Annotated in this window: 18 protein-coding genes; 8 read left to right on the forward strand and 10 right to left on the reverse strand. The window is 67.6% G+C overall.

The features are described from left to right. Nucleotides 1-38: 38 nt before the first annotated feature. Nucleotides 39-614, reverse strand: a complete 576-nt coding sequence (locus ACFXKN_RS18740; RefSeq protein WP_379433469.1) for a TerD family protein — start codon at nt 612-614, stop codon at nt 39-41. Between the two features lie 288 nt (nt 615-902). Here ACFXKN_RS18740 and ACFXKN_RS18745 point away from each other — a divergent pair, with 288 nt between their 5' ends. Genes ACFXKN_RS18745 through ACFXKN_RS18760 form a run of 4 tightly spaced genes read left to right on the forward strand, consistent with a single transcriptional unit; the run spans nt 903 to nt 6,579 of the window. Further along, nucleotides 903-2,021, forward strand: a complete 1,119-nt coding sequence (locus tag ACFXKN_RS18745; RefSeq protein WP_379433470.1) for a hypothetical protein — start codon at nt 903-905, stop codon at nt 2,019-2,021. Between the two features lie 33 nt (nt 2,022-2,054). Next, entirely contained in the window at nt 2,055-3,266 is a 1,212-nt protein-coding gene (locus ACFXKN_RS18750; protein WP_379433471.1) for an HpcH/HpaI aldolase/citrate lyase family protein, read from the forward strand. Then, nucleotides 3,263-5,743: a phosphoribosyltransferase gene (locus ACFXKN_RS18755; protein WP_378947600.1), complete on the forward strand. Its 2,481-nt coding sequence runs from the start codon at nt 3,263-3,265 to the stop codon at nt 5,741-5,743. Before ACFXKN_RS18750 ends, ACFXKN_RS18755 begins: the two co-directional genes overlap by 4 nt. 38 nt (nt 5,744-5,781) lie before the next feature. Continuing rightward, nucleotides 5,782-6,579: an HAD family hydrolase gene (locus ACFXKN_RS18760; protein ID WP_378948208.1), complete on the forward strand. Its 798-nt coding sequence runs from the start codon at nt 5,782-5,784 to the stop codon at nt 6,577-6,579. 45 nt (nt 6,580-6,624) lie between these two features. On the opposite strand, the gene ACFXKN_RS18765 is transcribed toward ACFXKN_RS18760, so the two are convergent. From ACFXKN_RS18765 to ACFXKN_RS18775, 3 genes are read right to left on the reverse strand one after another with little or no spacing between them, the layout of a single operon-like run. After that, nucleotides 6,625-7,389, reverse strand: coding sequence for an AIM24 family protein (locus ACFXKN_RS18765; protein WP_378947603.1), 765 nt, complete (start codon nt 7,387-7,389; stop codon nt 6,625-6,627). Between the two features lie 4 nt (nt 7,390-7,393). Next, nucleotides 7,394-8,098, reverse strand: coding sequence for an AIM24 family protein (locus ACFXKN_RS18770; RefSeq protein ID WP_378947606.1), 705 nt, complete (start codon nt 8,096-8,098; stop codon nt 7,394-7,396). Between the two features lie 9 nt (nt 8,099-8,107). Beyond that, nucleotides 8,108-8,731, reverse strand: coding sequence for an AIM24 family protein (locus ACFXKN_RS18775; protein WP_378947611.1), 624 nt, complete (start codon nt 8,729-8,731; stop codon nt 8,108-8,110). 203 nt (nt 8,732-8,934) lie between these two features. Here ACFXKN_RS18775 and ACFXKN_RS18780 point away from each other — a divergent pair, with 203 nt between their 5' ends. Continuing rightward, nucleotides 8,935-10,299: a TerD family protein gene (locus ACFXKN_RS18780; protein ID WP_379433472.1), complete on the forward strand. Its 1,365-nt coding sequence runs from the start codon at nt 8,935-8,937 to the stop codon at nt 10,297-10,299. A gap of 54 nt (nt 10,300-10,353) precedes the next feature. Next, entirely contained in the window at nt 10,354-11,907 is a 1,554-nt protein-coding gene (locus ACFXKN_RS18785) for a TerD family protein (protein ID WP_378947619.1), read from the forward strand. 16 nt (nt 11,908-11,923) lie between these two features. Here ACFXKN_RS18785 and ACFXKN_RS18790 read toward each other — a convergent pair whose 3' ends face one another. The 3 genes from ACFXKN_RS18790 to ACFXKN_RS18800 form a co-directional block, all read right to left on the reverse strand. Then, nucleotides 11,924-13,663, reverse strand: a complete 1,740-nt coding sequence (locus tag ACFXKN_RS18790) for a glycosyltransferase family 87 protein (protein WP_379433473.1) — start codon at nt 13,661-13,663, stop codon at nt 11,924-11,926. A 21-nt stretch (nt 13,664-13,684) separates the two neighbouring features. Beyond that, nucleotides 13,685-15,862, reverse strand: coding sequence for a transglycosylase domain-containing protein (locus tag ACFXKN_RS18795; protein WP_379433492.1), 2,178 nt, complete (start codon nt 15,860-15,862; stop codon nt 13,685-13,687). 930 nt (nt 15,863-16,792) lie between these two features. Continuing rightward, complete coding sequence (locus ACFXKN_RS18800) at nt 16,793-17,209, reverse strand: DUF5318 domain-containing protein (protein WP_378709354.1); 417 nt, start codon at nt 17,207-17,209, stop codon at nt 16,793-16,795. Nucleotides 17,210-17,489: 280 nt separating this feature from the next. Here ACFXKN_RS18800 and ACFXKN_RS18805 point away from each other — a divergent pair, with 280 nt between their 5' ends. Both ACFXKN_RS18805 and ACFXKN_RS18810 read left to right on the forward strand, forming a co-directional pair. Then, complete coding sequence (locus tag ACFXKN_RS18805) at nt 17,490-18,047, forward strand: PadR family transcriptional regulator (protein WP_364410910.1); 558 nt, start codon at nt 17,490-17,492, stop codon at nt 18,045-18,047. After that, on the forward strand, nt 18,040-19,149 hold the full coding sequence (locus ACFXKN_RS18810; RefSeq protein WP_379433474.1) for an inositol-3-phosphate synthase: 1,110 nt from the start codon (nt 18,040-18,042) through the stop codon (nt 19,147-19,149). The genes ACFXKN_RS18805 and ACFXKN_RS18810 overlap by 8 nt, the downstream gene beginning before the upstream one ends. 217 nt (nt 19,150-19,366) lie before the next feature. Here ACFXKN_RS18810 and ACFXKN_RS18815 read toward each other — a convergent pair whose 3' ends face one another. The 3 genes from ACFXKN_RS18815 to ACFXKN_RS18825 all read right to left on the reverse strand — a co-directional run bounded on the left by ACFXKN_RS18815 (nt 19,367) and on the right by ACFXKN_RS18825 (nt 22,755). Continuing rightward, nucleotides 19,367-19,798, reverse strand: coding sequence for a GyrI-like domain-containing protein (locus ACFXKN_RS18815; protein ID WP_378947628.1), 432 nt, complete (start codon nt 19,796-19,798; stop codon nt 19,367-19,369). Further along, nucleotides 19,798-20,253 (reverse strand): GyrI-like domain-containing protein, encoded by a 456-nt coding sequence (locus tag ACFXKN_RS18820; RefSeq protein ID WP_378947631.1) that lies wholly within the window; start codon nt 20,251-20,253, stop codon nt 19,798-19,800. Before ACFXKN_RS18820 ends, ACFXKN_RS18815 begins: the two co-directional genes overlap by 1 nt. 177 nt (nt 20,254-20,430) lie before the next feature. Further along, nucleotides 20,431-22,755, reverse strand: coding sequence for a transglycosylase domain-containing protein (locus ACFXKN_RS18825; protein ID WP_379433475.1), 2,325 nt, complete (start codon nt 22,753-22,755; stop codon nt 20,431-20,433). Nucleotides 22,756-22,812: the final 57 nt, after the last annotated feature.

Here is a 22,812-nt window from a genome sequence, read left to right on the forward strand (position 1 = left end):
GGGGCCCGATATGTCGAGCCCCCTGTTCGCGATGATGACTAGACGTTGACGCCGTAGTCGCGGGCGATACCGGACAGGCCGGAGGCGTAACCCTGTCCAACAGCGCGGAACTTCCATTCGGCACCGTTGCGGTACAGCTCGCCGAAGACCATCGCGGTCTCGGTCGAGGCGTCCTCGGACAGGTCGTAGCGGGCGAGCTCGGTGCCGTTGGCCTTGTCGACCACGCGAATGTACGCGTTGCGCACCTGGCCGAACGACTGCGAGCGGGTCTCGGCATCGTAGATCGAGACCGGGAAGAAGATGCTCTCGATGGTCGGCGGGGTGTTGGCGAGGTTGACGTCGATGACCTCGTCGTCGCCTTCGCCTTCACCCGTGGTGTTGTCGCCCTTGTGCTCGATGGCACCTTCGGGAGACTTCAGGTTGTTGAAGAAGACGAAGTGCTTGTCGGAGACGACCTTCTTGTCGGCGCCGGTCGCGATGGCGCTGGCGTCGAGGTCGAAGTCGCTGCCGGTGGTGGTGCGCACGTCCCAGCCGAGGCCGACCGACACAGCGGTCAAGTTCGGAGCCTCTTTGGTCAGCGAAACGTTGCCGCCCTTGGACAGACTGACACCCATGCGGGAATCCCTTCGGTTAGTCCGGTGTGTCGTTTCCCAGCATGTCCGAATCGCCGGGTACCGCTACGACAGTAATAGGTTTCGCGGATCTTGCGTAGGAACCGTCTGCAGCCCAGGTTAACGGGGGGAATCTCCTACCATCGACGGCAGTGATCGACGAGGTCCGCATGCGCGGTTCGGAAAGGGGATGTGCCGGTGACACCTCGCAGACGCGGATGGTTCAGATCTGGGGCGGATCATGAGTGGATCAGCGGGGCGCGGGCCGCGACGTCGGCCGCCTTTCTGGATATGGATCGCAGGCAAACGGCGGCGGAGGCGGGCGTGGTGGCCAGTGAGCAGGTCTTCCCCGAGCGCCGGATCGGCGCGAGCTGGGAGCCGGTGCGCGCGCGGTGCTACGCCGCGGCGGGCGCGTATCTGAGCTTCACCGATGAGCTCGACGCCGCCGAAGCCGCGGGCACCCCGATCGCCGACGGCCAGGCCAGAGCGGACGGGTTGGTCAGGCAGCTGAACGACGCCGCACGTGGGGTCGACGATTTCTACAACGCGCATCGTGCGGGCCTGGCCGAAGCCGCGAACGTGCGGGCGTCGGTGCCGCAGCTGCTCACGCATGTGCGTGCCGAGGGCGAGCAGGTACTGGCGGCCGCCGCGTCGTCCGGATTCACGAACTACCCCTCGATCTCCGCGGGTGTAAGGAGGCTGAATGAGGCTCTGATCACAGCCTCTTCGGTCGATCCCGGCACGGCGGTCGCGGGCGCGCGCGAGGCCGCCAACGCTGTGCAACAGGCCACGGCGGAATTGTCGAATGTGTTGGCGCAGGCCCCTTCTCGTGCATCGGCCGCGGCGAACGCAATCGCCTCGGTGACCACCCGGCTGGCCGCCGTCCGCAATCGCGCGGGCGCGCTCGGCCCGGCCTACTCCGCGCTGTTACGTGAGTTCAGTGCTGCGAGTTCGGCGGACTTGACCAACAATGAGCGGGAAAGCCGTCGTGGCATGGACGCCGCCGACGAGGCGCTGGTCGGCGCGCGCGTCGCGGCAGCCGATCGTGATCCGGAGACCGCCCTTGATGTGACCGCCACCGCACGCGAGTACCTCGCCGAGGCCGAGCAGTTGGTCGACGCCGTCACCCGGCGCCTCGAATTGTTGCGCGAGGTACGTACCGACCCCGAGGCTCAGGCCCGCACCGTACGATTCCGGCTGCGGGACGCGCAGATGCTCGCGGTCGACCGAGGACTGGTCGCCGAGTGGGGCTCGGTTCTCGATGCACAAGCAGAACGCCTCGACCGCGTCACTGCTGGACTGACGGGTCGTCATCCAGACTATTGGGCGTATGTGACTGAGCTGGGTACCGTCGCAGAGTTCATCGCCGGAGTGGTCGAGCGCATCAGAAAACACGTTGCCGAACAGTAGAAATGACATGGGTCGACAGAAGAGGTGGGGGGAATGACCGCGGGCTACGCCATCGCACCGGAAGTTTGCTTGCGTAAGCAGGTACCGCTGCGCCATTTCCAGCAGTTGCAGGGTCCCCGCAGCCGGGAATTGTTCCTGGTCGAACCGCAGCCGATTCAGGGCCACGACGACCGGGAGCTATTGGCGACCGCGCTCGGCGCGACCCTGTATGTGCCCGCGACCCGTCCCGATCTCGCCGCGACGATCCGCCGGCGTGCCGCGCGGGGGGTGTGCTCGATGGTGATCGACCTCGAGGACGCCGTCGCCGATCACCAGGTCGAGGCCGCTAAACAGCACGCGGTGGACACCCTGGATCTGCTCGCACGCAGCGAATCCGCCAATCCGATGCTGTTCATCCGGGTCCGCGACGCGGCGTCGGTCGGCGAGCTGGTCGCCGCGCTCGGGCCGGGCGCCGACGTGCTCACCGGATTCGTCTTCCCCAAGTTCGACGCTGTCAGCGGGCCCGCCTACCTGGCCGCCCTCGACGCCGCCAACCGCGAGCTCGGCCGTCCCGTCTACGCGATGCCGGTGCTCGAATCGGCGAACCTGGTGCACCGGCAGACCCGCGACGAGCAGCTCTCGACCATCGCCGAACTGCTCGGTGGACACCGTGAGCAGTTGCTGGCGGTGCGGGTCGGCGCCACCGACATGTGCTCGACCTTCGGCATCCGCCGCGACCGCGACCTCACGATCTACGACGTGCGGGTGGTCGCCGACGTGATCGCCGACATCGTCAACTACCTCGGGCGCGTCGACGGCACCGGCTTCATCATCACCGGACCGGTGTGGGAGTACTTCGCCGATCACGAGCGGATGTTCCGGCCGCTGCTGCGCAGTGCGCCGTTCGAGGAATCCGACGCGGTGACTTTCCGGCAGTACCTGGTGAGCCGCGACCTCGACGGCCTGCTGCGCGAGATCACCCTGGACCGTGCCAACGGCATCCAGGGCAAGACGGTGATCCACCCCTCGCACGTGCCTGTCGTGCACGCGCTACAGGTCGTGACGCACGAGGAGTACGCCGACGCGCTCGACATCATGGAGGCCGACGCGGGTGGCGTCGCGGCCTCGGAATACCGCAACAAGATGAATGAGATGCGCCCGCACCGCAGTTGGGCCCGCCAGACGCTGGTTCGGGCCCGTGCGTTCGGGGTCGCGAACAAGGGAGTGTCTTTCGTGGATCTGCTGACAGCGATGATCGCCGAATGAGTGCGTTCGAAACACCATGGGCGACGGTGAATCTCGGTATCGAGCTGCATCACGGTGCGTCCTTCGCCGCGCGCTCGGTCGAGGATGCCATCCCGGCTGACAGCGGGTTTGTCGCGTTGTCCGCTGAAAGCGTGCTGACGGGTGCGCTTTCGATCGGCGCGCTGGTGCAGCCGGGCCTGCGTCGCAATCCGCGTCGGGCGCATCTGCTGGTGTCCACGGTGTTGGGCAAGCACCTGCCGACCGATCCGCGCATTGTGATCGGTGCGGGTAACCGCCTGGCCGATCTGGTGCGCGAGGTGCTGGGCGATCGTGAAGCTGTGGTGCTCGGATTCGCCGAGACCGCTACAGGTTTGGGTCACTGCGTGGCCGCGCGGATCGACGCGGGCTGCTACCTGCACTCCACTCGCAGGCACGAGTCGCGAGCCACCACGCTGACCGGTTTCGAAGAAGGCCATTCGCACGCCACCTCACACCTGCTGCAGCCCGCGCCCGCGGCGATCTTCACCAACGATCTCCCGCTGGTGCTGGTCGACGACGAGATCTCCACCGGCGACACCGCCATCGACGCGGTGCGCGCGCTGCACGCGTTCGCGCCGCGTTCGCATTACGTGCTCGCCTCGCTGGTGGATATGCGTACCCCCGCCGATCGGATCAAATTCGAAGCTGCCGCAGCCGAACTCGGTGCGCGGATCGACACGGTCTGCCTGGCATCCGGTCGCGCGGAGCTACCATCGGGACTGATCGACACCGTCACCGCACTGCCCGATCCGCAGCTGAATCCGATGGCAACCCAGCCGGGTTCATCCGGTCGCATCGAATTGACCTGGCCCGCGGATGTTCCAGAGGGCGGCAGACACGGCATCCTTCGCTCGGACAGCGCGGCCTTCGACGTCGCGGTGAAATCGGTCGCCGACGAGGTGAACACCCGCCTCGATGCCGAATTCGCCGGCCGCCCGGTCATCGTCATCGGCCACGAAGAACTCATGTACCTCCCCCTCCGCCTAGCCGCCGAACTGGCCGACGCGGGCACCCCCACGCGCTTCCAAACCACCACCCGCTCACCGGCATACGTCCTCGACGAACCCGGCTATCCCCTCCGCCGTGGCTTCCGCTTCACTGCCCCGGAACCCGACCCCACCGCACACCGCTACGTGTACAACGCCCAGTGGCCCGATGCCGACCCCGTCCTCCTGGTCGTCATCGATCCCCCCGCCGACACCCCAGAACTGGTCGCCCCCGGCGGCCTGGTCGACGTCCTCACCGCGTCAGGTGCCGACGTCCTGATCGCAGTGCTCCCCGGCGCGGATCCACGTGCGTTGCACGCAGGCCGGTCCGCTGAGCCGGGTGCTGGTCGGCTCCCCGTGGCCCTGCACGGCCCTGAGTTCGGTTCTTATGCGCCCGAGGATGTTTCGTGGCTGCTGAAGGATCTCTCGGACGCGGATCTGGAAGCCGATGTGACGGAGCGTGAACGGCGCATCCAGGCCGGTGTGGCCCATTACGCCGAGTCGTTGCCGGTGGAGTTCCAGCCCGACGCCCAGTACCGCGACCTCTTCGATCGCGTGCTGGCCGACAGTGCCGAGCGACTCGCGCTGGCGGTGGCGACCGTGGCCGAACTAGTGGTCGCGGAACGCGGCGAGAACGTCGTGCTCGTTTCGTTGGCGAGGGCGGGAACCCCGGTCGGTGTACTCATGCGCCGTTGGCTCACGAGCGGAATCGGCCGCGCGCCTTTGGTTGTCCCGCACTACGCGGTCTCCATCGTGCGTGACCGCGGGATCGACGCGGTGGCACTGGACTACCTCGCCCACCACCACGACCCGTCCTCGATCGTCTTCGTCGATGGCTGGACCGGCAAGGGCGCGATCACCCACGAACTCACCGCCGCTCTCGACGCGTATCACGCCGCGGGTGGCGCCAGGTTCAACGACGAGCTCGTCGTTCTGGCCGATCCCGCCAACTGTGTGCGAACCTACGGCACCCGCGATGACTTTCTCATCGCTTCGGCTTGCCTGAATTCGACAGTGTCAGGGCTAGTTTCACGAACGGTCCTCAACGACACCTTGATCGGCCCCGGCGAGTTCCACGGTGCCAAGTTCTACCGCGACCTGATGGGCGCCGATGTCTCGAATCAGCTGATCAACACCGTCACAGAGGCTTTCGACGCGATCGGCGACAAGGTACCGGCCGCCGTCGCCGCGATCAGAGATTCCGACCGCACGCCGGATTGGTCCGGTTGGGCGTCGGTGGATAAGGTGCGCGCCGAATACGGCATCAGCACAGTCAATTACGTCAAACCCGGCGTCGGTGAGACCACCCGCGTGCTGTTGCGCCGGGTACCGTGGCGGGTGCTGGTCCGCGAGGCAGACGCACCGGAGCACGCCCACATCCGCCTGCTCGCCGCGGCGCGCAATGTCCCGGTGGAAGTGGTCCCCGACCTGGCCTACTCCTGTATGGGCCTGATCAAGGAGCTATCCCGGTGACCGCCGAGTCCCTCTTCGCGACCGATCTGGATCGCACGATGATCTTCTCCCGCAACGGCTTCGGTGGTGCCGAAGCCGTCGCGAAGGAGTGTGTGGAGTACTACGAGGGCGAGCCCCTCTCCTACATGACCACCACCGCCATCGCCGCCCTGCGCGAACTCGCTGGCATCGCCCCGGTGATCCCCACGACCACCCGCACGATCGAACAGTTCCAGCGCATCACCCTCCCCGGTGCCCCGTGGCGCTACGCCATCACCAGCAACGGTGGCAACATCCTCGTCGACGGCATTCCCGACCCCGCGTGGCGCGTCGCCATCGACGACCAAGTCAACGCGTCTGGGGCCACCCTCGCCGATGTCGGCGCCGAATTACGTTCGCGCATAGACGATTCCTGGGTCACCAAGTACCGCGAGGCCGACGAGCTGTTCTGCTACCTGGTGGTCCTCCCCGACGAGGTCCCCGCCGGTTTCCTCGCCGAATGGGATACCTGGTGCCGCGCCAACGGCTGGTCGGCGTCGCAGCAGGGCCGCAAGATCTACACCATGCCCGACGCCGTCTGCAAGAGTCTCGCCGTCGCCGAAGTTCGCCGGAGGCTGACGGAGTCCGGTGAATTGGCAACCGGAGCAACATTGTTCACCGCAGGCGACGGCGCTCTGGACGCCGAGATGCTGAAGGCGGCCGATGCCGCGATCCGCCCGCGCCACGGCGAACTGGAAGAACTGAACTTCACCGCGCCCAACCTCACGGTCACCACGGCAGCGGGGATCCTGGCAGGCGAGGAGATCCTCGACTGGTTCCACGCCGCAGCGCAGCGCGCCACCGTGCCGGTCGGTTAACCAGCGAAAACCCGGGTGCCGCAACGGCACCCGGGTTCGACGCGATCAGTACTGCTGCGGCTGACCAGCCAGCTGCTGAGCGATCACACCTTGAATGCGCTGCAGACCACCGACCGTGACACCGCTCTGGAGCTGCCCCTCGATGGTGCGGACCAGCGCGTTGTCGCTCATGATCTTCTCGGTCGACTGAATCAGCACAGTGCCCGCGCCGGTGAAGTCGAACTGACGCTCCTCGCCGGAGTTGGCGCCCATCCTGGCCGCGCCCGCCGCGAGGAAGCTGCCGATCCAGCCCTGGTCATAGTGGTGACTGGGCGACGGGCAATCAGCCCAGCCGACCAGGGATTCGGGGTCGACGCGCAGGGGCGGCTCGGCGAACATCACCGGCCCGTTGGACGACGCGAGGAACTTGCCGGTGCCGATCAGCGTGAGGAAGCCGGGCACGATCGACTGCTTGAGCGCCAGTCCCGGCTCGAAGGCCAGCAGATTCGCACCACGGATGGTGAGGTTGCCTTCTTCGAGGTCATAGGAATTGATGTCGTAACCGCGGTCGCCGATGATCAGCTTGCCGTGACCCTGCGCCACCACGTAGTCGCCCGCGAACAGCGGCGCCGAGAACTGGCTGCTCACCATGTGCATCAGGCCGCCCTGTAGCCCGTGCGTGAGCATCTGGAACTCGATCTGGCCGTAGTAGGCGATCATCGCGCCCTTGCGCATGAACCACGGACCGGTCAGGTCGATGCTGTAGGCGTAGCTGTTGCCCGGAATGTTGTCGCTGGCACCGAGATTCATCGGCGAGAGGATTTCGCTCATCGGTTCACAACTTCTCTTCGGAGGCCTGCACGTACACCACACCCTGTCCGTGGCAATGCAATTGCATCGCCTCGCCCGCGCCGCGTCCCACCGCGTCGCGCCAGCTCATCGCGGATTTCAACTCGGTTTGCACATTGCCGTACGCGGCGACGAACGCTTGCGGGTCGACAACGATCGGATTCGGTCCGCCCACCTGAAGTTCCAGGAATCCACCGTGCGCGAGCAGCACCGCTGAGCCCTGTCCACTCAGCTGCGTGGTGAACATGCCCGTGCCGGTCGCGACGCCCGCAGCGGCACCACGCAGCGCGCCCATCAGGCCACCGCCGCCACCGCCGCCGCCACCCGAACTGGCCACGGACACAACGGAAGCCTGCAAACCGGCCGACTGCGCGAGCAGCCGGGAAGCCTCGGCCCGCATCACCGCGCCCGGCTGCATCTGCACCACGTGCACCTCGAGCCCGGCGAATCCGTAATGGACAACACCGTTTCCCTGCGCCAGCATGGTCCGCTCGTGCTCACCGGCCATCATCTGCCCGGCCATCCGCATCAAACCACCGCCGCCGCCCATGCCCTGACCGGCACCGGGAATCTGGTGCGGCGCGAACGCCACCTGACCCGTGTAGAACAGCATCGCGCCGGAGCGAGCGACTACTCCGCCCGCCTGCCCGACATCGACCTTGACGACCTTGCTGTTGACCATCTCGAACATAGCCTGCCCCTACCGTTCCGCCGGCTGGATCAGCACGACACCCTGGCCGTCGAACCGCAGCGAGAACGCCTCGCCCGCATCTTGACCGACCATCGTCCGCCAGGAAACATCGGTGACGAACGACTGGTTGAGATTGCCGCGCGAAGCGACGAACGCATCGGGATCCACGATCAGCGGATACTGCGGCGACACCTCGAGGTGAATCAGCGGCCCACCGGCCGACAGCAGCGCCACCTGGCCCTGACCACTGACCGAGGTGGTGAACAGCCCGCTGCCCGCCGACATCCCGCCGACCCCGGCGAACCGCACATCGGTGCGCAGATTGCCCGCGAAGGCCAGTAGCTGCTGCGACTCCACCTGCAACGTCTCGTTGTTCAGGTTCACCACGGTGACGTTCTGGCCGTTCACCGCCAAGAACACGCGCCCGTTGCCGTTGCACTCCATCAGTGACAGTTTCTCGCCGGTGGCGCGGCGCTTGAGGCCGTTGAGCACGCCCTCGCCGCCGCCGAACCCGGCCGATTTGAATCCCACATTGCCTTCGTAGGCCACCATCGAGCCGGCGATCGCGCGGATACTCGTCCCCGCGAGCTGCGCCTCGATCACCCTCTTCGACTTTTCGAACAATTGCGCCATGACAGGCCGCTGTCCCCTCTGAATAGGCGGGCGAACCGCCGTCGTCCGACTGCGTCGTCACCCTAACCGATCAGGTGAAACTCCGCCCGCGCCGCCGAACAATGGGTACCCACGGCGAAGAGCACGGACGCGTGCGCCCGGTTTCTCGTAGAGTGGCAGGCGAGTTCCGTCGACACCAACCAACGACAAGCGAAGGGTCGAACTTGTCTGCAACACTCGCCAAGGGCCAGAACGGCCCGGTGGCCGTCAGTGACGTGGTGATCTCGCTCCAGGTCACCGCACCGGCCGACCTGTCCGCGCTGCTCGTGACCGAGCAGGGCAAGGTCCGCACCGACGCTGATTTCGTCTTCTACAACCAGCCGAGCGGACCGGGTGTCGATCTACGTCCCGGACCGGCGGGTCAGCCTGCCTCGCTTGCTGTTTCGCTGCCCGCGGTACCCGCCGACATCGATCAGATCCGCGCGGTGATCACCCTCGACGACGCGAACAGCAACTTCGGCCGCTTCGCCCCGCCCACCGCCATCGTCTCCGACGCGTCGGGCAATCAGCTGTTCAGCTACCAGATCGACGGTCTGAACGCCGAGTCGATTGTGATCGCGCTCGAGTTGTACCGCCGTCAGGGCAGCTGGAAGGTGCGCGCTGTCGGTCAGGGCTACGCCGGTGGGTTCGCGGCACTTGTCACTGATCATGGTGTGCAGGTTGATGATTCGCCTGCCCAGGCGGCTCCGCAGCAGGCCGCGCCCCCGCCGCCCCCGCCGCAGCAGGCCCCGCCCGCGTACCCGGCGCAATCCGCGCCCGGCTACCCGCAGCAGCCCGCCCCTGCCTACGCCCCGCCCGGTGGTGGCTATCCGCCCCCGCCCGGCCCGGCCCAGCAGCCGCCCGGTGGTGGCTACCCGCCGCCGCCCGGACAGGGCTACCCGCCGCCCGCGCAGGGTGCGCCGCTGGCGCAGCAGCAGCCGCCCGGCGAGATCAGTTTGAGCAAGGATCGCCCGGTCAGCCTGCAAAAGGGCCAGCGGGTCACGCTGCGCAAGGAAGGCGGCGCCGCGCTGACCTTCGTGAAGATGGGCCTGGGTTGGGACCCGGTGCGCACGCGCGGAATGTTCGGCAACCGCACCGTCGACATCGACCTCGACGCCTCGGTCTGCCTGTTCGCCGACCAGAACCTCGTCGACGTGGCCTACTACGGCCAGCTGTCGTCGAAGGACGGTTCGGTGCGCCACCAGGGCGACAACCTCACCGGCGAGGGCGAAGGCGACGACGAGATGATCCTCGTCGACCTGACCAGGATCCCGGCGCACATCACCACGCTGCTGTTCATCGTCACCTCGTACAAGGGTCACTCCTTCGAACAGGTGCAGAACGCGTTCAGCCGCCTGATCGACGGCACCACCAACGCCGAGCTGGCGCGCTACACCCTCGCGGGTGGCATGCCGTTCACCGCGATGGCGATGGCGAAGGTGTACCGCGTCGGCGCCGACTGGAAGATGCAGGCGCTCGGCGAGGGCTTCAATGCCAAGCACCCCGGTGAAGCGGTGCCGCAACTGGGCCGATTCCTCGGCGGCAATTGAACCGAGCGGACTGACCGAGACACAATCAGATAGCGACAGAGCAGGGCAGACACCGTGATTCACCTGAAGGCGGGGCAGAACACTGCTCTGACCGCTGATTCCGTGCGCTTCACCGCGCAGACCGCAGGCACCGTCGAACTCGGGGCGCTGGTGGTCGGCGAGGATCTGCGGGTTCGCGACGTGCACGATCATGTGTGCGCGTCGCGGCCCGCGGCACCTGGCGTGAGCTTCGCCGGGGCGGCGGTGGATCTCACGCTGTCGCAGATCAGGCCCGACGCGCACGCTGTGCTGCTGTACGTCGTCGGCGGGCAGACGCTCGGCACCGTCACCGCCGCGCTGTTCGAAAAGGGCAGTCCGGCGGCTGAATTCGTGATCGCGCCGACTGCCGGTGAGAGCGCGCTGATCTGCCTCGAGGTGTATCGGCGCGGTGGTGGCTGGAAGTTGCGGGCGCTCGGCCAGGGTTACGCGGGCGGCGCGGCACAACTGCTCGCCGCGCACGGCGTGACCGCGCCCGAGCCCGCACCGGCGCAGGCATGGCAGGCCGCACCACTGGCACCGCCGAGCGCCCCCACCGAGACGGTCGCGAGACCCGGACCCGCATCAGGCATTCCGCTCGAAGTCGACCACGGCCTGCAACGCATGTGGATGATCTTCGAAGACGCCGCGCGCTCGGCCGCCGCGCTCGTCTCGGCCCGCGACTACGCGACCAGACGCCTCGATCAAGAACTCTCCGAAGCGGTGTCGAATCCGGCTACCCGTAATACCCCCGCCGCCGACGCGGCCCGCACCGAAGCTCAGCGTCGCCACGACGAACTCGTCGCCCTCGCCGACGCCGACCACCGTCGCGACAGCGACCAACTCGGCAACGAGATCGCCGAGGCCGACGCCGCCATGCCCGCCGCGCTGGCCTCCTGGCTCGCTCCCGCATGGACCACCCGCGCCGCCCGCAGCGACGGCATCCGGCTCGGCGAGCTCTACGCACTCGACCGCGGCGGCCTGCGCGTGCCGTATTGCGTTCCGGTGCCGCTGAATCGGCCGCTGTGGGTCGACACCGAATCCACCGGCGCGGCCGCGCGCGTGATCGGCGCGGTGGTGGCCCGCCTCGTCGCCGCGATCCCCGACAAGCCGACCAAGGTCGACCTGATCGACCTCACCGGCGGCTTGCGCACCCTCGCCGCCCCCCTCGCGCCATTGTTGGCAGGCCCGGTGATCGCCGACCACGGCGACATCTCCGCCCGCCTCGCCGAGCTCGCCCACGCGGCCGAGCTCGCCGAAATCGCTTACAACAGTGGACAAGCCGTACCCCCAACCGAACACCGCATCCTGGTCGCCGCCGACTTCCCGCACGGCTATCAGGGCAGCGACGTGGTGCGCCTCGGCCAGCTGATGGTGCGCGGCGACCTGATCGGCCTGTCCCTGGTCATCGTCGGCAGCGGCAGCGGCGAATTCGGTGACGGCCCAGTAGATTTCCTCGCCCAGTCGTGCAGGCACCTGCCGACGATGCCCGGCACCCCCCTGTTCGACCCATGGACAGGCAACGCCTGGGAACTCGATCTCGACATGCTCCCCGCCGAACCCGAACTCCAAGCCCGCTACTTGCGAATGTAGAACCGGGGTGGTCCGGTCAGTCCAGCACCGACACGGGCCGTGCGCTGACCTTCGCCTGCTTCGGGCGCAGGAATTCCGGGAGCCAGGGGAGTAGCGGGTCGAGGGCGCGGTCGAGGACACCGCCCGCGGGGTCGTCGACGAAGTCGCGGCGGACCACGTCGTTCTGGGGGCGCAGGATCTCGTAGACGATCAGTGCGCACAAGCCGAGCACCGCGAGGTCGCGCAGGACGACGGTGCCGGTGAACCACTGTTCCGGCAGGCCCTTGTTGTCCTCACCGAGGTAGTAGTACATCCGCGGTACCCAGACCAGCGCGTCGATCGTCATCCAGGCCAGCAGGATTCGCCGATGTGGCAGCGCGAGTACCGCCAGCGGCACCAGCCACAGCGAATACTGCGGGCTCCACACCTTGTTCGTCAGCAGGAAGGCCGCGACGACGAGGAAGCACAACTGGGTCAGGCGCGGGCGCCGTGGCGCGGTGAGCGCCAGGTAGGCGATGCCGGCACAGGCGGCCACGAAGGCCAGCAGCGAGACCGTGTTCAGGATGGTCGGCGGCTCGCCGTGCCCGATCGGCCCGTCGAAGCCGGCCCAGCCGGTGAACGAGGTGATCACGTTGTAGATCGAGTCGGGGTCGGCGTGCCGAGTGGTGTTGAGCCGGAAGAACTCTCGCCAGCCCTCCGGGTACAGCGCCGCGATCGGCAGATTCACCGCCGCCCATGTTCCCGCGGCGGCGAGCACGGTGAGGGTGGCCGCGCCGAGCGGGCGCAACGCGAAAAGGTGTGTCCTCGCTGGTGTTTCGCGCAACCAGGTGCGCGCGCTGTCGAAACTGCCGACATCACGCAACCGCAGCCCGGCCCGTGCGGCGGGCTGACGCTGCATCGGATCGATCCGCATGCACAGCACCACGATCGGCCCGAGCAGCAACAACGGATACAACTTCGCCGCCCCGCCGAGTCCGAGCAGCACCCCGGCCAGAACAGGCTTACGCCGGGCCCACGCCAGTAGTCCGGTGGCCGCGAAAGCCGTTGCGAGGGCATCGAAATTGGTGAACATATGCACGATCACCAACGGCGACACCGCGATCAACGCGGCATCCCACACCCGTCGCCCGGCTAATCGCGACGAGGCCCACACCGTGATCAGCCAGCCGACCGAAAGGCCGAGCGCGACAACGTTGAAATACACCACCACCGACATCGCGCCCGGTAGCGGCAGGTGATCCCAGACATTGCCGATCTGCATCGCCGCGTACTGGTACAGACCCGAAAGCACCGGATACTCCATGTATCTGGTCTCGGTACCACCGTCGGGCGTTGATTCGGTCCAAGATTTCTTGTACGGGAACGCGCCCTCGTTGAGCCGTTCGGCGCCGTAGAGCGGCACCGTGTCGGAGTAGCACATGGCCACGTACTGGCGGCCGTTGTTCCAGTCCAGCATCAGGCCGCCCTCGCCGTCGCTGGTCTGCTGGATGCAGCCGGCCTTGGCCGTCCAGCCCAGCGCCAGGAAGATCACCGTGAAAGCGAACAGCACCCGCAGCGGCGTCCAGAACCGCACCCGCCCGATCAGCGCGTGATCGCCGACCGGGCCGCCGATCACGGTGGAGAGCTGCGCGGTCAGTGCATCGTTGCGGCTGGGCCGGTCGCGCGCGTCGATCGAGCGGAGGTCGGGCGCCAGGCCGGCCGGCGCCACGTACCCCACCTCGCGGCCCGGCCGGGTACTACTCGACGCCGGCTGGTCCGCGAGTTGCTGATCGGTCACGACATCCGAGGCTACCGGTGGCTACCGGGATCGGGTCGGCGTGGTTCCCGCGCCGCTGCTCTCGTCGTCGTTGCCGCCGGCGCCGTTGTTCGGTCTGGTCGACCCGCCGTTGCCATTTCCGGGCGTCGACGGCGAGCCGTCCGGTCCCGCCGTCGGCTGGCCGGGCAGCGGGCCCGCACCGGTCTCCGGCGCCTGCTGCGACTGCGGCACCGCGGGCTGCTGCACTCCCGGCACCGGAATCCGGATGCCGGGCAGGATCTCGACCTGCGAGGGCACGATCACCGGCGGCACGAGCACCGGAGCGGTGGTGGACGGTGCGGTGTAGGGCGCCGACCATTCCGGCACACCGGCTTGACCCTTGATCGGGGAGGGCTTGGGGAACGACTCGTTCGACGTGCCGGACAGCGCGCCGTCCATCGTCGCCTTCCAGATGTCGGAAGGCAGACCGGAACCGTAGATGCTGCCGCCGCCGTAGTTCTTGAGCGGGTCGCCCTGTTCGGTGCCGACCCACACCGCGGTCGACAGCGACGGGGTGTAACCGACCATCCACGCGTCGCGGTTGTTGCCGGTGTCGCCGAGCTGGTGGGTACCGGTCTTGGACGCGGAGTCCCGGCCACCGGCCAGGTTGTGGTTGCGCGAGTACGCCGCGATCGGCTTCATCGCCGCGGTGACGTTGTCGGCCACGGCCGCGCTCACCCGCTGCTCACCGGCGGGCTCGCCGCGATCGAGCAACACCTGCCCGTCGGCGGTCACGACCTTCTGCACGAAGTGCGGCGCGTGGTAGACGCCCGACGCCGCCAGGGTGGCATAGGCCGAGGCCATATCGAGCGGTCGTGACTGGTACTGGCCGAGGATGACGCCATTGTTGGGGCCGACGCCGCCGGGCTCGGTCAGTGTCTCGCCGATCCCGGGCAATTCCTCCGCGACACCGAGTTTGTGGGCCATATCGGCGACCTTCTGCGGACCGTTCTGCATATCCAGCTGCATGCGGTAGAAGCTGGTGTTCAGCGAACGCTTGAGCGCCTCGGCGATGGTGCACATGCCACAGCCCTCGCCCTCGACATTGCCGATCTTGATGCCGTTGACGGTGATCGGCGAGCTGTCGTAGAGCTGCGAAAGCGGAATGCCCTGTTCGAGATTCGCGGCAAGACCGAACACCTTGAACGAGGAGCCCGTCGGCAGGCCGGCACTGGCGAAGTCGAAGCCCTGACCGTCGTTGCCGCCGTAGTAGGCGCGGACCGCGCCGGTGCGTGGGTCGACCGAGACCACCGCGGTGCGCAGGTTCTCCGGCTCACCTTCGAGCTTGCCCTGCGCGGCCTTGATCGCGGCGTCCTGTGCCTGCGGGTCGATCGTGGTGGTGATCTGCAGGCCTTCGGTGTTCAACTGCTGCTCGCTGATGCCCGCGGTCGAGAGCTCCTGGAGCACCTGGTTCTTCACCAAGCCGGACGGGCCCTCGTCGTTGTTCTTGTCGCCCAACGAGTCCAGCGAGACCACCTGCGGGTACTGCATTCCCTGACGCTCCGTCGCGGGCAGGTTGTTCTCCGCGACCATGCCGTCGAGCACGTAGTTCCAGCGCGTCCTGGCGCCGTCGGGGTTCTTCTCCGGATCCAGCATGGAGGGCAGCTGGATCGTCGCGGCGAGGACAGCGCCCTCGGCCACGGTCAGCTCCTGCACCGGCTTGCCGAAGTAGGACTTGGACGCGGCATCGATGCCGTACGCGCCACGACCGAAGTAGATCGTGTTCAGGTAGGCGGCGAGGATGTCTTCCTTGCTCCACTGCCGCGCCATCTTGGCCGAGATCACCAGCTCGTGCATCTTGCGCGTCATCGACCGCTCGTCGCCGACCAGCGCGTTCTTCACGTACTGCTGGGTGATCGTGGAACCACCACCGGCGCTTTCCTTGCCGAGGATGTTGTCGCGGGCGGCGCGGGCGAAGCCCGAGACCGAGAAGCCGGGGTTGGTGTAGAAGTCGCGGTCCTCGGCGGCGATCACGGCATTGCGCACGTGCGGCGGGATCTGATCGATCGAGACCTCGGTGCGGTTGCCCTGCGGCGGGACCACTCTGCTGATCTCGGTGGTGCCATCGCTGGCGAAGATCGTCGCTACCTGGTTGGTCTCCAGATCGCCCGGCTTGGGCACCGACACCGCCGTGTAGGCGACCAGGAACACCGCGCTCGGCACGACGATGGCCAGCGCCATCAGGACATAGAGCGTCCGGCGAACGATCCGCCACGGCGATTTCTTCACCGCACCATCACTACCCGAGCCGTCGTCGCCCCCGCCACCACCGCGGCGGTTGCGCGGACCGGTCGGCGGTGGTGTGCCGCCCGCGCCCGTGGCGCGCCGTTCGCCGGTGGTCGGGCCACCCGCGGCGGTGGCACGACGTTCACCGGACGTGGGGCCACCGGGGCGTCGCCCCGCGCCGGCCCGTGCGGCCGCGGCGGCACCGCCCGCGCGGGCGGTCCTGGCTACGTCATCGTTCGAACCACGCACGGTTCGGCCCGCACCGGTCTGCCCCGAACGCACAGTCGACTCGTCGAGGCCGCCGGGACGCGGCAACTTCTGCGTGGCACCGGCAGCGGGCGCGCCGGGACGACCCGGCTGAGCGGGCCTACCCTGCGGCGGCCTGCCCTGACCGGGCGCACCTTGCGGAGCCGGTCCACCCTGCGGTCCACCCGGACGCTGCGGGGGCTGACCCGGCCGACGCGGCGGCATCCCACCCGGCGGCGGCCCCTGCGGACGATTCGGCGGCGGCCCCTGCGGGCCACGTCCGCCAGGCATCGGACCACCCTGCGGACGCCCACCCTGCGCGGGACCACCGGGCGCACCCTGGGGCGGCATCGGCCGACGCGGCGGGGGACCGCCGGGCCGATCACCCGACTGTGGGGGGAGACCCGGTTGTGCGCCCCGCGCCGGACGGCCGCCGCGCGGATCATCGCCGTGGGGGGAGGACTCGTAGGGCGAACTCACTGACCAGATCTCCATAACTTGTAAGGTTCGGGCACACAACATCCGCGCCGGAGAACCGGCGCGGAGAAGGTGCACCCCGAACAGTGGCGCATCACGCGGTGGCCACCATCACTTGTGCGGGCCGCCCGTCACTGCGCAGCCCCGTCGCTCGGCAAGCCATCATTCGGCAGCAGAGCGCCGGGCTCGCGAACTCGTCCGTCGCCGGGCGGGGGCGGGAGCCGTGCCGAGCACATACGACTGCACCAGATGGTTCCAGCTGCACGAGCGACATACCTCGACGACATGCACCGAGAATTCTTCGTTCGCCTCGGCCATCCGAATCAGTTCCTCGGGCGTCCGCGCCGACCCGGCCGCTTGGCCGAGCCCATCGCCGAACACCCACGAAACCAACGTCAGCTGCTCTTTCCGACAGATCGGGCAGGTCGCCTCGCTGCCCCGGCCATGGAACTTGGCGGCCCGGAGCAGGTACGGATTCGCGTCGCACACCTCGGCGACGCCGACCCGCCCCGCGTAGACATCGGCCAGCAGGGACCTGCGCCTGAGCGCATAGTCCACCACCTGCCGCTGAATTCGCACGATCACCAGAGTAGCGGGGTTCGCATACCCGTGCCCATGGCATCGTTTGATCCGATCTCCCCGACCACCCCGGCTATTTTCGGGCCAATTCGGGTGTTTTCGCAGGTGGGGTGCGCCCCCGAAAAGCTCCTGCGCACCCCACTGCACTGACCTGCGCCGATGACGCCTGCGTCACATTCGACTGTGCGTAGATGTATCGCTCCGATATAGTTGGAAGTCGCATCCACGGTTAGGTCCGTTCGGCCGATCAGGTCGTCATAGTCAGGGAGTGAGGTCGGCAGTGCTCGAATTGGCGATTCTCGGCCTGCTCCTCGACGCGCCCATGCACGGCTACGAGCTGCGCAAGCGGTTGACGGGCCTGCTCGGAGCGTTCCGGGCCTTCTCCTACGGTTCGCTCTACCCGACGCTGCGCAGGATGCAGGCCGACGGGCTGATCGCCGAGGAGCAACCGGTCGGCGCGCTCGCGCGCCGTGCGCGCCGCGTCTACCGGCTCACACCGGTCGGCCGGGAACGGTTCTCCGAACTCCTTGCCGACACCGGTCCGCAGAACTACACCGATGACGGCTTCGGCGTTCACCTGGCCTTCTTCAGCCGCACTCCCGCCGAGGCGAGGATGCGGATTCTGGAAGGCAGGCGACGTCAGGTCGAGGAGCGCCGAGAGGGACTGCGGGAAGCGATCAAGAAGGCCAGCGGGTCACTGGATCGCTACACCAAGCAGCTCCACCAGCTCGGATTGGAATCAAGCGAGCGCGAAGTGCGCTGGCTCAACGAGTTGATTGCGGCGGAGCAATCGACGAAGGCGGCACCACAGAAAGAGGGAAAGAGCGGCCATGAGTGATGTCAACAAGGTTGGATCCGGCGAAGTCCGCGTCGCGATCGTCGGTGTGGGCAACTGCGCGTCGTCGCTGGTGCAGGGCGTGCAGTACTACAAGGATGCCGACGAGAACCAGGTCGTTCCCGGCCTCATGCACGTCAAGTTCGGTTCCTATCACGTGCGCGACGTGAAGTTCGTGGCCGCGTTCGATGTCGACGCCAAGAAGGTCGGCTTCGACCTGGCCGAGGCCATCTTCGCCAGCGAGAACAACACCATCAAGATCTCCGATGTGCCGCCGACCGATGTGACGGTCCTGCGTGGCCCGACCCTCGACGGCATCGGCAAGTACTACGCGATGACCATCGAGCAGTCCGAGGCCCCCGCGGTCGACGTCGTCAAGGCGCTCAAGGACGCCAAGGTCGACGTGCTCGTTTCCTACCTGCCGGTGGGTTCGGAAGAGGCCGACAAGTTCTACGCGCAGTGCGCGATCGACGCGGACGTCGCCTTCGTCAACGCGCTGCCGGTCTTCATCGCCTCCGACCCGGTCTGGGCGAAGAAGTTCACCGACGCCGGTGTCCCGATCGTCGGCGACGACATCAAGTCCCAGGTCGGCGCGACCATCACCCACCGCGTGATGGCCAAGCTGTTCGAAGACCGCGGCGTGGTGCTCGACCGCACCTACCAGCTCAATGTCGGCGGCAACATGGACTTCAAGAACATGCTCGAGCGTGAGCGTCTGGAGTCGAAGAAGGTCTCCAAGACCCAGGCCGTCACGTCGAACCTCACCGGTTCGCTCGCGGGCAAGGTCCACGACCGCAACGTCCACATCGGTCCCTCGGACTACGTGGAGTGGCTCGACGACCGCAAGTGGGCCTACGTGCGCCTCGAGGGTCGTGCGTTCGGTGACGCCCCGCTGAACCTGGAGTACAAGCTCGAGGTGTGGGACTCGCCGAACTCGGCCGGCATCATCATCGACGCTGTCCGCGCGGCGAAGATCGCCAAGGACCGCGGCATCGGCGGACCGGTCATCCCGGCCTCGGCCTACCTGATGAAGTCCCCGCCGGAGCAGATCGCCGACGATGTCGCGCGCACTCAGCTCGAGGCGTTCATCATCGGTGCCGAATAGCTGGAGCGCTGGCGCGCTCGAGCGCGGCCCCTGGGGGGCCGCGAGTTAGCCACCGTTGCTAGAGGCTGCGCCTCGGACGCAACGGCGGCTAACTCGCGGCCGGGCCGCTACGCCGCTGCGCGGCGGACCCTCCTCGAGGTCGGGTCGTTGTGGCTGACTGATCGGCGAAGGCCGGGACTCAGGGTATTACCTTGGGGCCCGGCCTCTTTCGTTGCTCTCAGTCCAGGGAGACGTACACCTCGACCGAAGTCGGGCCGGTGTAGCGCTCCAGCTCCGCCGTGTGCGAGCGGGTGATGGTGCCCGCGTTCTCGGCCTTGATCACCTGGGCCCAGGCGGTGCGCAGCAGATCGTAGGGCTTGTCCGAGACCACGAATTTGGCGTAGCGCCCCGCGGGAATGCGGGTGAGCACGTCGCCTTCGTCTATGTCGTCCAGCCCGGCGACCTCGTAGCCGAGCACGGCCACCGCGTGATCGTTCTGGCCGATATAGGCAGCCGCGCGGGGAACCGGCTTCTCCCGCGACAAATACCGATCCCAGGTGAAATTCACCAGATCAAGATCGCGTGCGGTTACCTCGCGCCCGGCCAGCGGCACCGTGAGACCGGCGATCAAACCGTCGTCGAGGGTGACGATTTCGAAATCCACGGCCATCAGCTGTCCTTCTCATCGATCAGCGAAACGAAGATCTCGACCGTGCGCTCGTCGGGATACTGCTCGCAATCGCCGGTATAGGCGCGCACGAATTCGTCTGCTGCCTCCGCGTCCCACACCTGGCGCCACAGCCCGACGATGGTGTCGCCGAGATTGTCGCCACTGGCCACGAATCGCGCGTAGCGGCCCGCTGGAATCCGGCCGAGTACGTCGCCCGCCTGCAGGTCGGCGAGAGTTTTGCACTCGTAGCCGACGATGTGAGTGAGGTAGGAGTTGATCTCCGGCGCGAAATCGACATAGCCCGTCGCGACCGGCCCCGGTAACGTCCTCGTCCGCAGGTTCGCCCACGCCTCGACCACTTTGGCGCGGCGCGGCCCCTCGACGGCGAGCGCCGGGCTGCGAAGCACCGTGCCCGCGATCAGCGTCTCGGGACGGTCAACGACATTGAAATCCACCTGCGTAGCCCCTATGTCTAGTGTCGTCGCATGTCGGTACCGACCGCACATCCTCCCGTATCGGTCCGACAGGTTCCGCGCCGGGATCATTCGACCCCTGGTCGGGCGGTTCGCGCTCTGGGCAACGATGTTGCCATGTCCCTAGGGTAGCCGGGTGTGGGTGCGCCAACTCGTGATCTATCGCGGCCCTTCACCACCGAGTCCGGGGAACAACTCACCGGGGACCGGTGGGTTGGGTGCGGGCGGGATGATGATCAACGGCGGTGGTGCCGGAGTGTTCGGCGCGTTCGTCGGCGGACCGAAGATGTCGAAGCCACGGCCCTGCGTCGGCGCAGGCCCGGTACCCGGCACCGGAACCAGCGGCGGGCTCGGCAACGGTGGTGCGTCGAACTGTTCGACCGGTGTCCCCGCCAGCGCGGCGTCCATCGACTGCTTCCAGATGTCGGCGGGCAGTCCCGAACCCCACACGGCCCCACCGCGACCGGTGCGCAGCGCCTGGGGCTGCTCGGTGCCCACCCACACCGCGGTGGACAGCGAGGGCGTGTACCCGACCATCCACGCGTCCTTGTTGTCCTTGGTCTCGCCGAGCTGGGTGGTTCCGGTCTTGCTCGCCGACTGCCTGCCGTCGGCGAGCCCGTGGCCGTTGGAGTAGTTGGCGATCGGCAGCATCGCCGAGGTAGTCGCATCGGCGATCTCGGCGGAGATCCGCTGCTCGGGCTCTGAATGTCGCTTGCCCGTCGCGGTTTCCCAGCTGCGGTCGAGCAGCACCCGCCCGTCGCCGGTGCTCACCTTCTGCACGAAGTACGGCTGGTGATAGACACCGGAGGCGGCCAGCGTCGCGTACGCCGACGCCATGTCGATGGGGCGAACCAGGTACTGCCCGAGCACGATCCCGTTGAGCGGGTAACCGTCCGGTTCGGCGAGGGTGACGCCATCGACGCCGGGAATGTACTCGGGGATGCCTGCCAGGTGCGCGGCCTCGGCGATCGAGCGCGGGCCGTCGGCCATCGTCATGGTGAGCCGGTAGAAGCTGGTGTTCAGTGAGCGTTTGAGCGCCTCGGCGAGCGAGCAGCGCCCGCACGAGTCGCCCTCGACATTGGTGATCTCGGTACCGCGGTCGGTGATGGGCGAGCTGTCCATCGCCCGCGTTACCGGAATGCCTTGCCGTTGCGCGGCGACGAGCGCGAAAACCTTGAACGCGGAACCTGTTTGGAGCGGCGCCTGCGCGAAATCGAAGCCGGCCCCGTCCTCACCGCCGTAATAGGCGCGTACCGCCCCGCTGCGCGGATCGATCGACACCACCGCCGAGCGCAGTTCCGGTGGCTGCCACGACAACCGCTCACGCACCGAATCGACCGCGCCCGCCTGCGCCGCGGCGTCGATGGTGGTGATGATCTGCAATGCGCCCGTGTTGATGTCGGCGTCGTCGAGGCCCGCGGCACGCAATTCGCGCAGCACCTGGGTGCGGATATGCCCTTCCGGTCCGAGCGTGGCCGCCTCCACGGGCACATCGTCGAGCGGGATGATCGGCGGGAACACCGTCGCGTCACGGTCGCCGGGCGCGAGCACGCTCATCTCGACCATCCCGTCGAGCACGTATTGCCAGCGCGCCCGCAACTGGTCGAAATGGTTCTCCGGGTCGAGCACCGAGGGCGAGCGGATCACGGCCGCCAGCACCGCGCCCTCGGCGAGGGTCAACGCAGGCACCGGCTTGTCGAAATAGGCCTTGGCCGCGGCCGCGATTCCGTACGCCCCGCGCCCGTAGTAGATGGTGTTGAGGTAGGCGGACAGGATCTCGTCCTTGCTCCACTGCCGTGCCATCTTGGCCGCGATGATCAGCTCCCGCATCTTGCGGGTGACGGTGCGTTCGGAGCTGAGGAAGGCGTTCTTCACGTACTGCTGGGTGATCGTCGAGCCGCCGCCCGCATTGTCCTGACCGGTCATATTGTCGCGGGCGGCGCGCAGGAAGCCGCTGGTCGAGTAACCGGCGTTGGTATAGAAGGTGCGGTCTTCGGCCGCCAGCACGGCGTCACGCACCGGATACGGCACCTCGGTGAGCGGGATGGGAATCCGGTTGCCCTGTGGCGGAATGAATTTCGTCAGCACCGTGGTGCCGTCGGCGGCCAGCACGGTGGCGGGCTGCTCGACCGCGACCTCGGCCGGTTCGGGGATCTCCGAGCTCCAATACACCGCGACGAACAGCAGCGCGGGCACACACACGAAGATCACGAACAACGCGAGCAGCAGCCGCCGGATGCGCTGACCCCTGGTGCGCGGCTTACGTTCGGCGGGCGGTTCGTCGGTGCCGAGCCGTGCGGCCTGTTCCCGCCGCGCGGCTCCCTTGTCACGGGGCCCGTCGGTGGCGGCCAGTCGCGCCGCTTGTGCCCGTCGCGCCGCGCCTTTACTCGGCTTCTGCTCATTCGCCAGTGGATCGCGGAACCCGGCAATCGAGGTGTACGGCGCGTCCGGATCGGAACGGCCGCGCCCGCGCTGGGAGGCCACACCATCTCCTTTCGGAGGGAGCAGAAGAACTCACCTGCACCGACGTCGATATCGGTG

Source organism: Nocardia sp. NPDC059195 (genome assembly GCF_042754695.1).
Taxonomy (GTDB): Bacteria; Actinomycetota; Actinomycetes; order Mycobacteriales; family Mycobacteriaceae; genus Nocardia.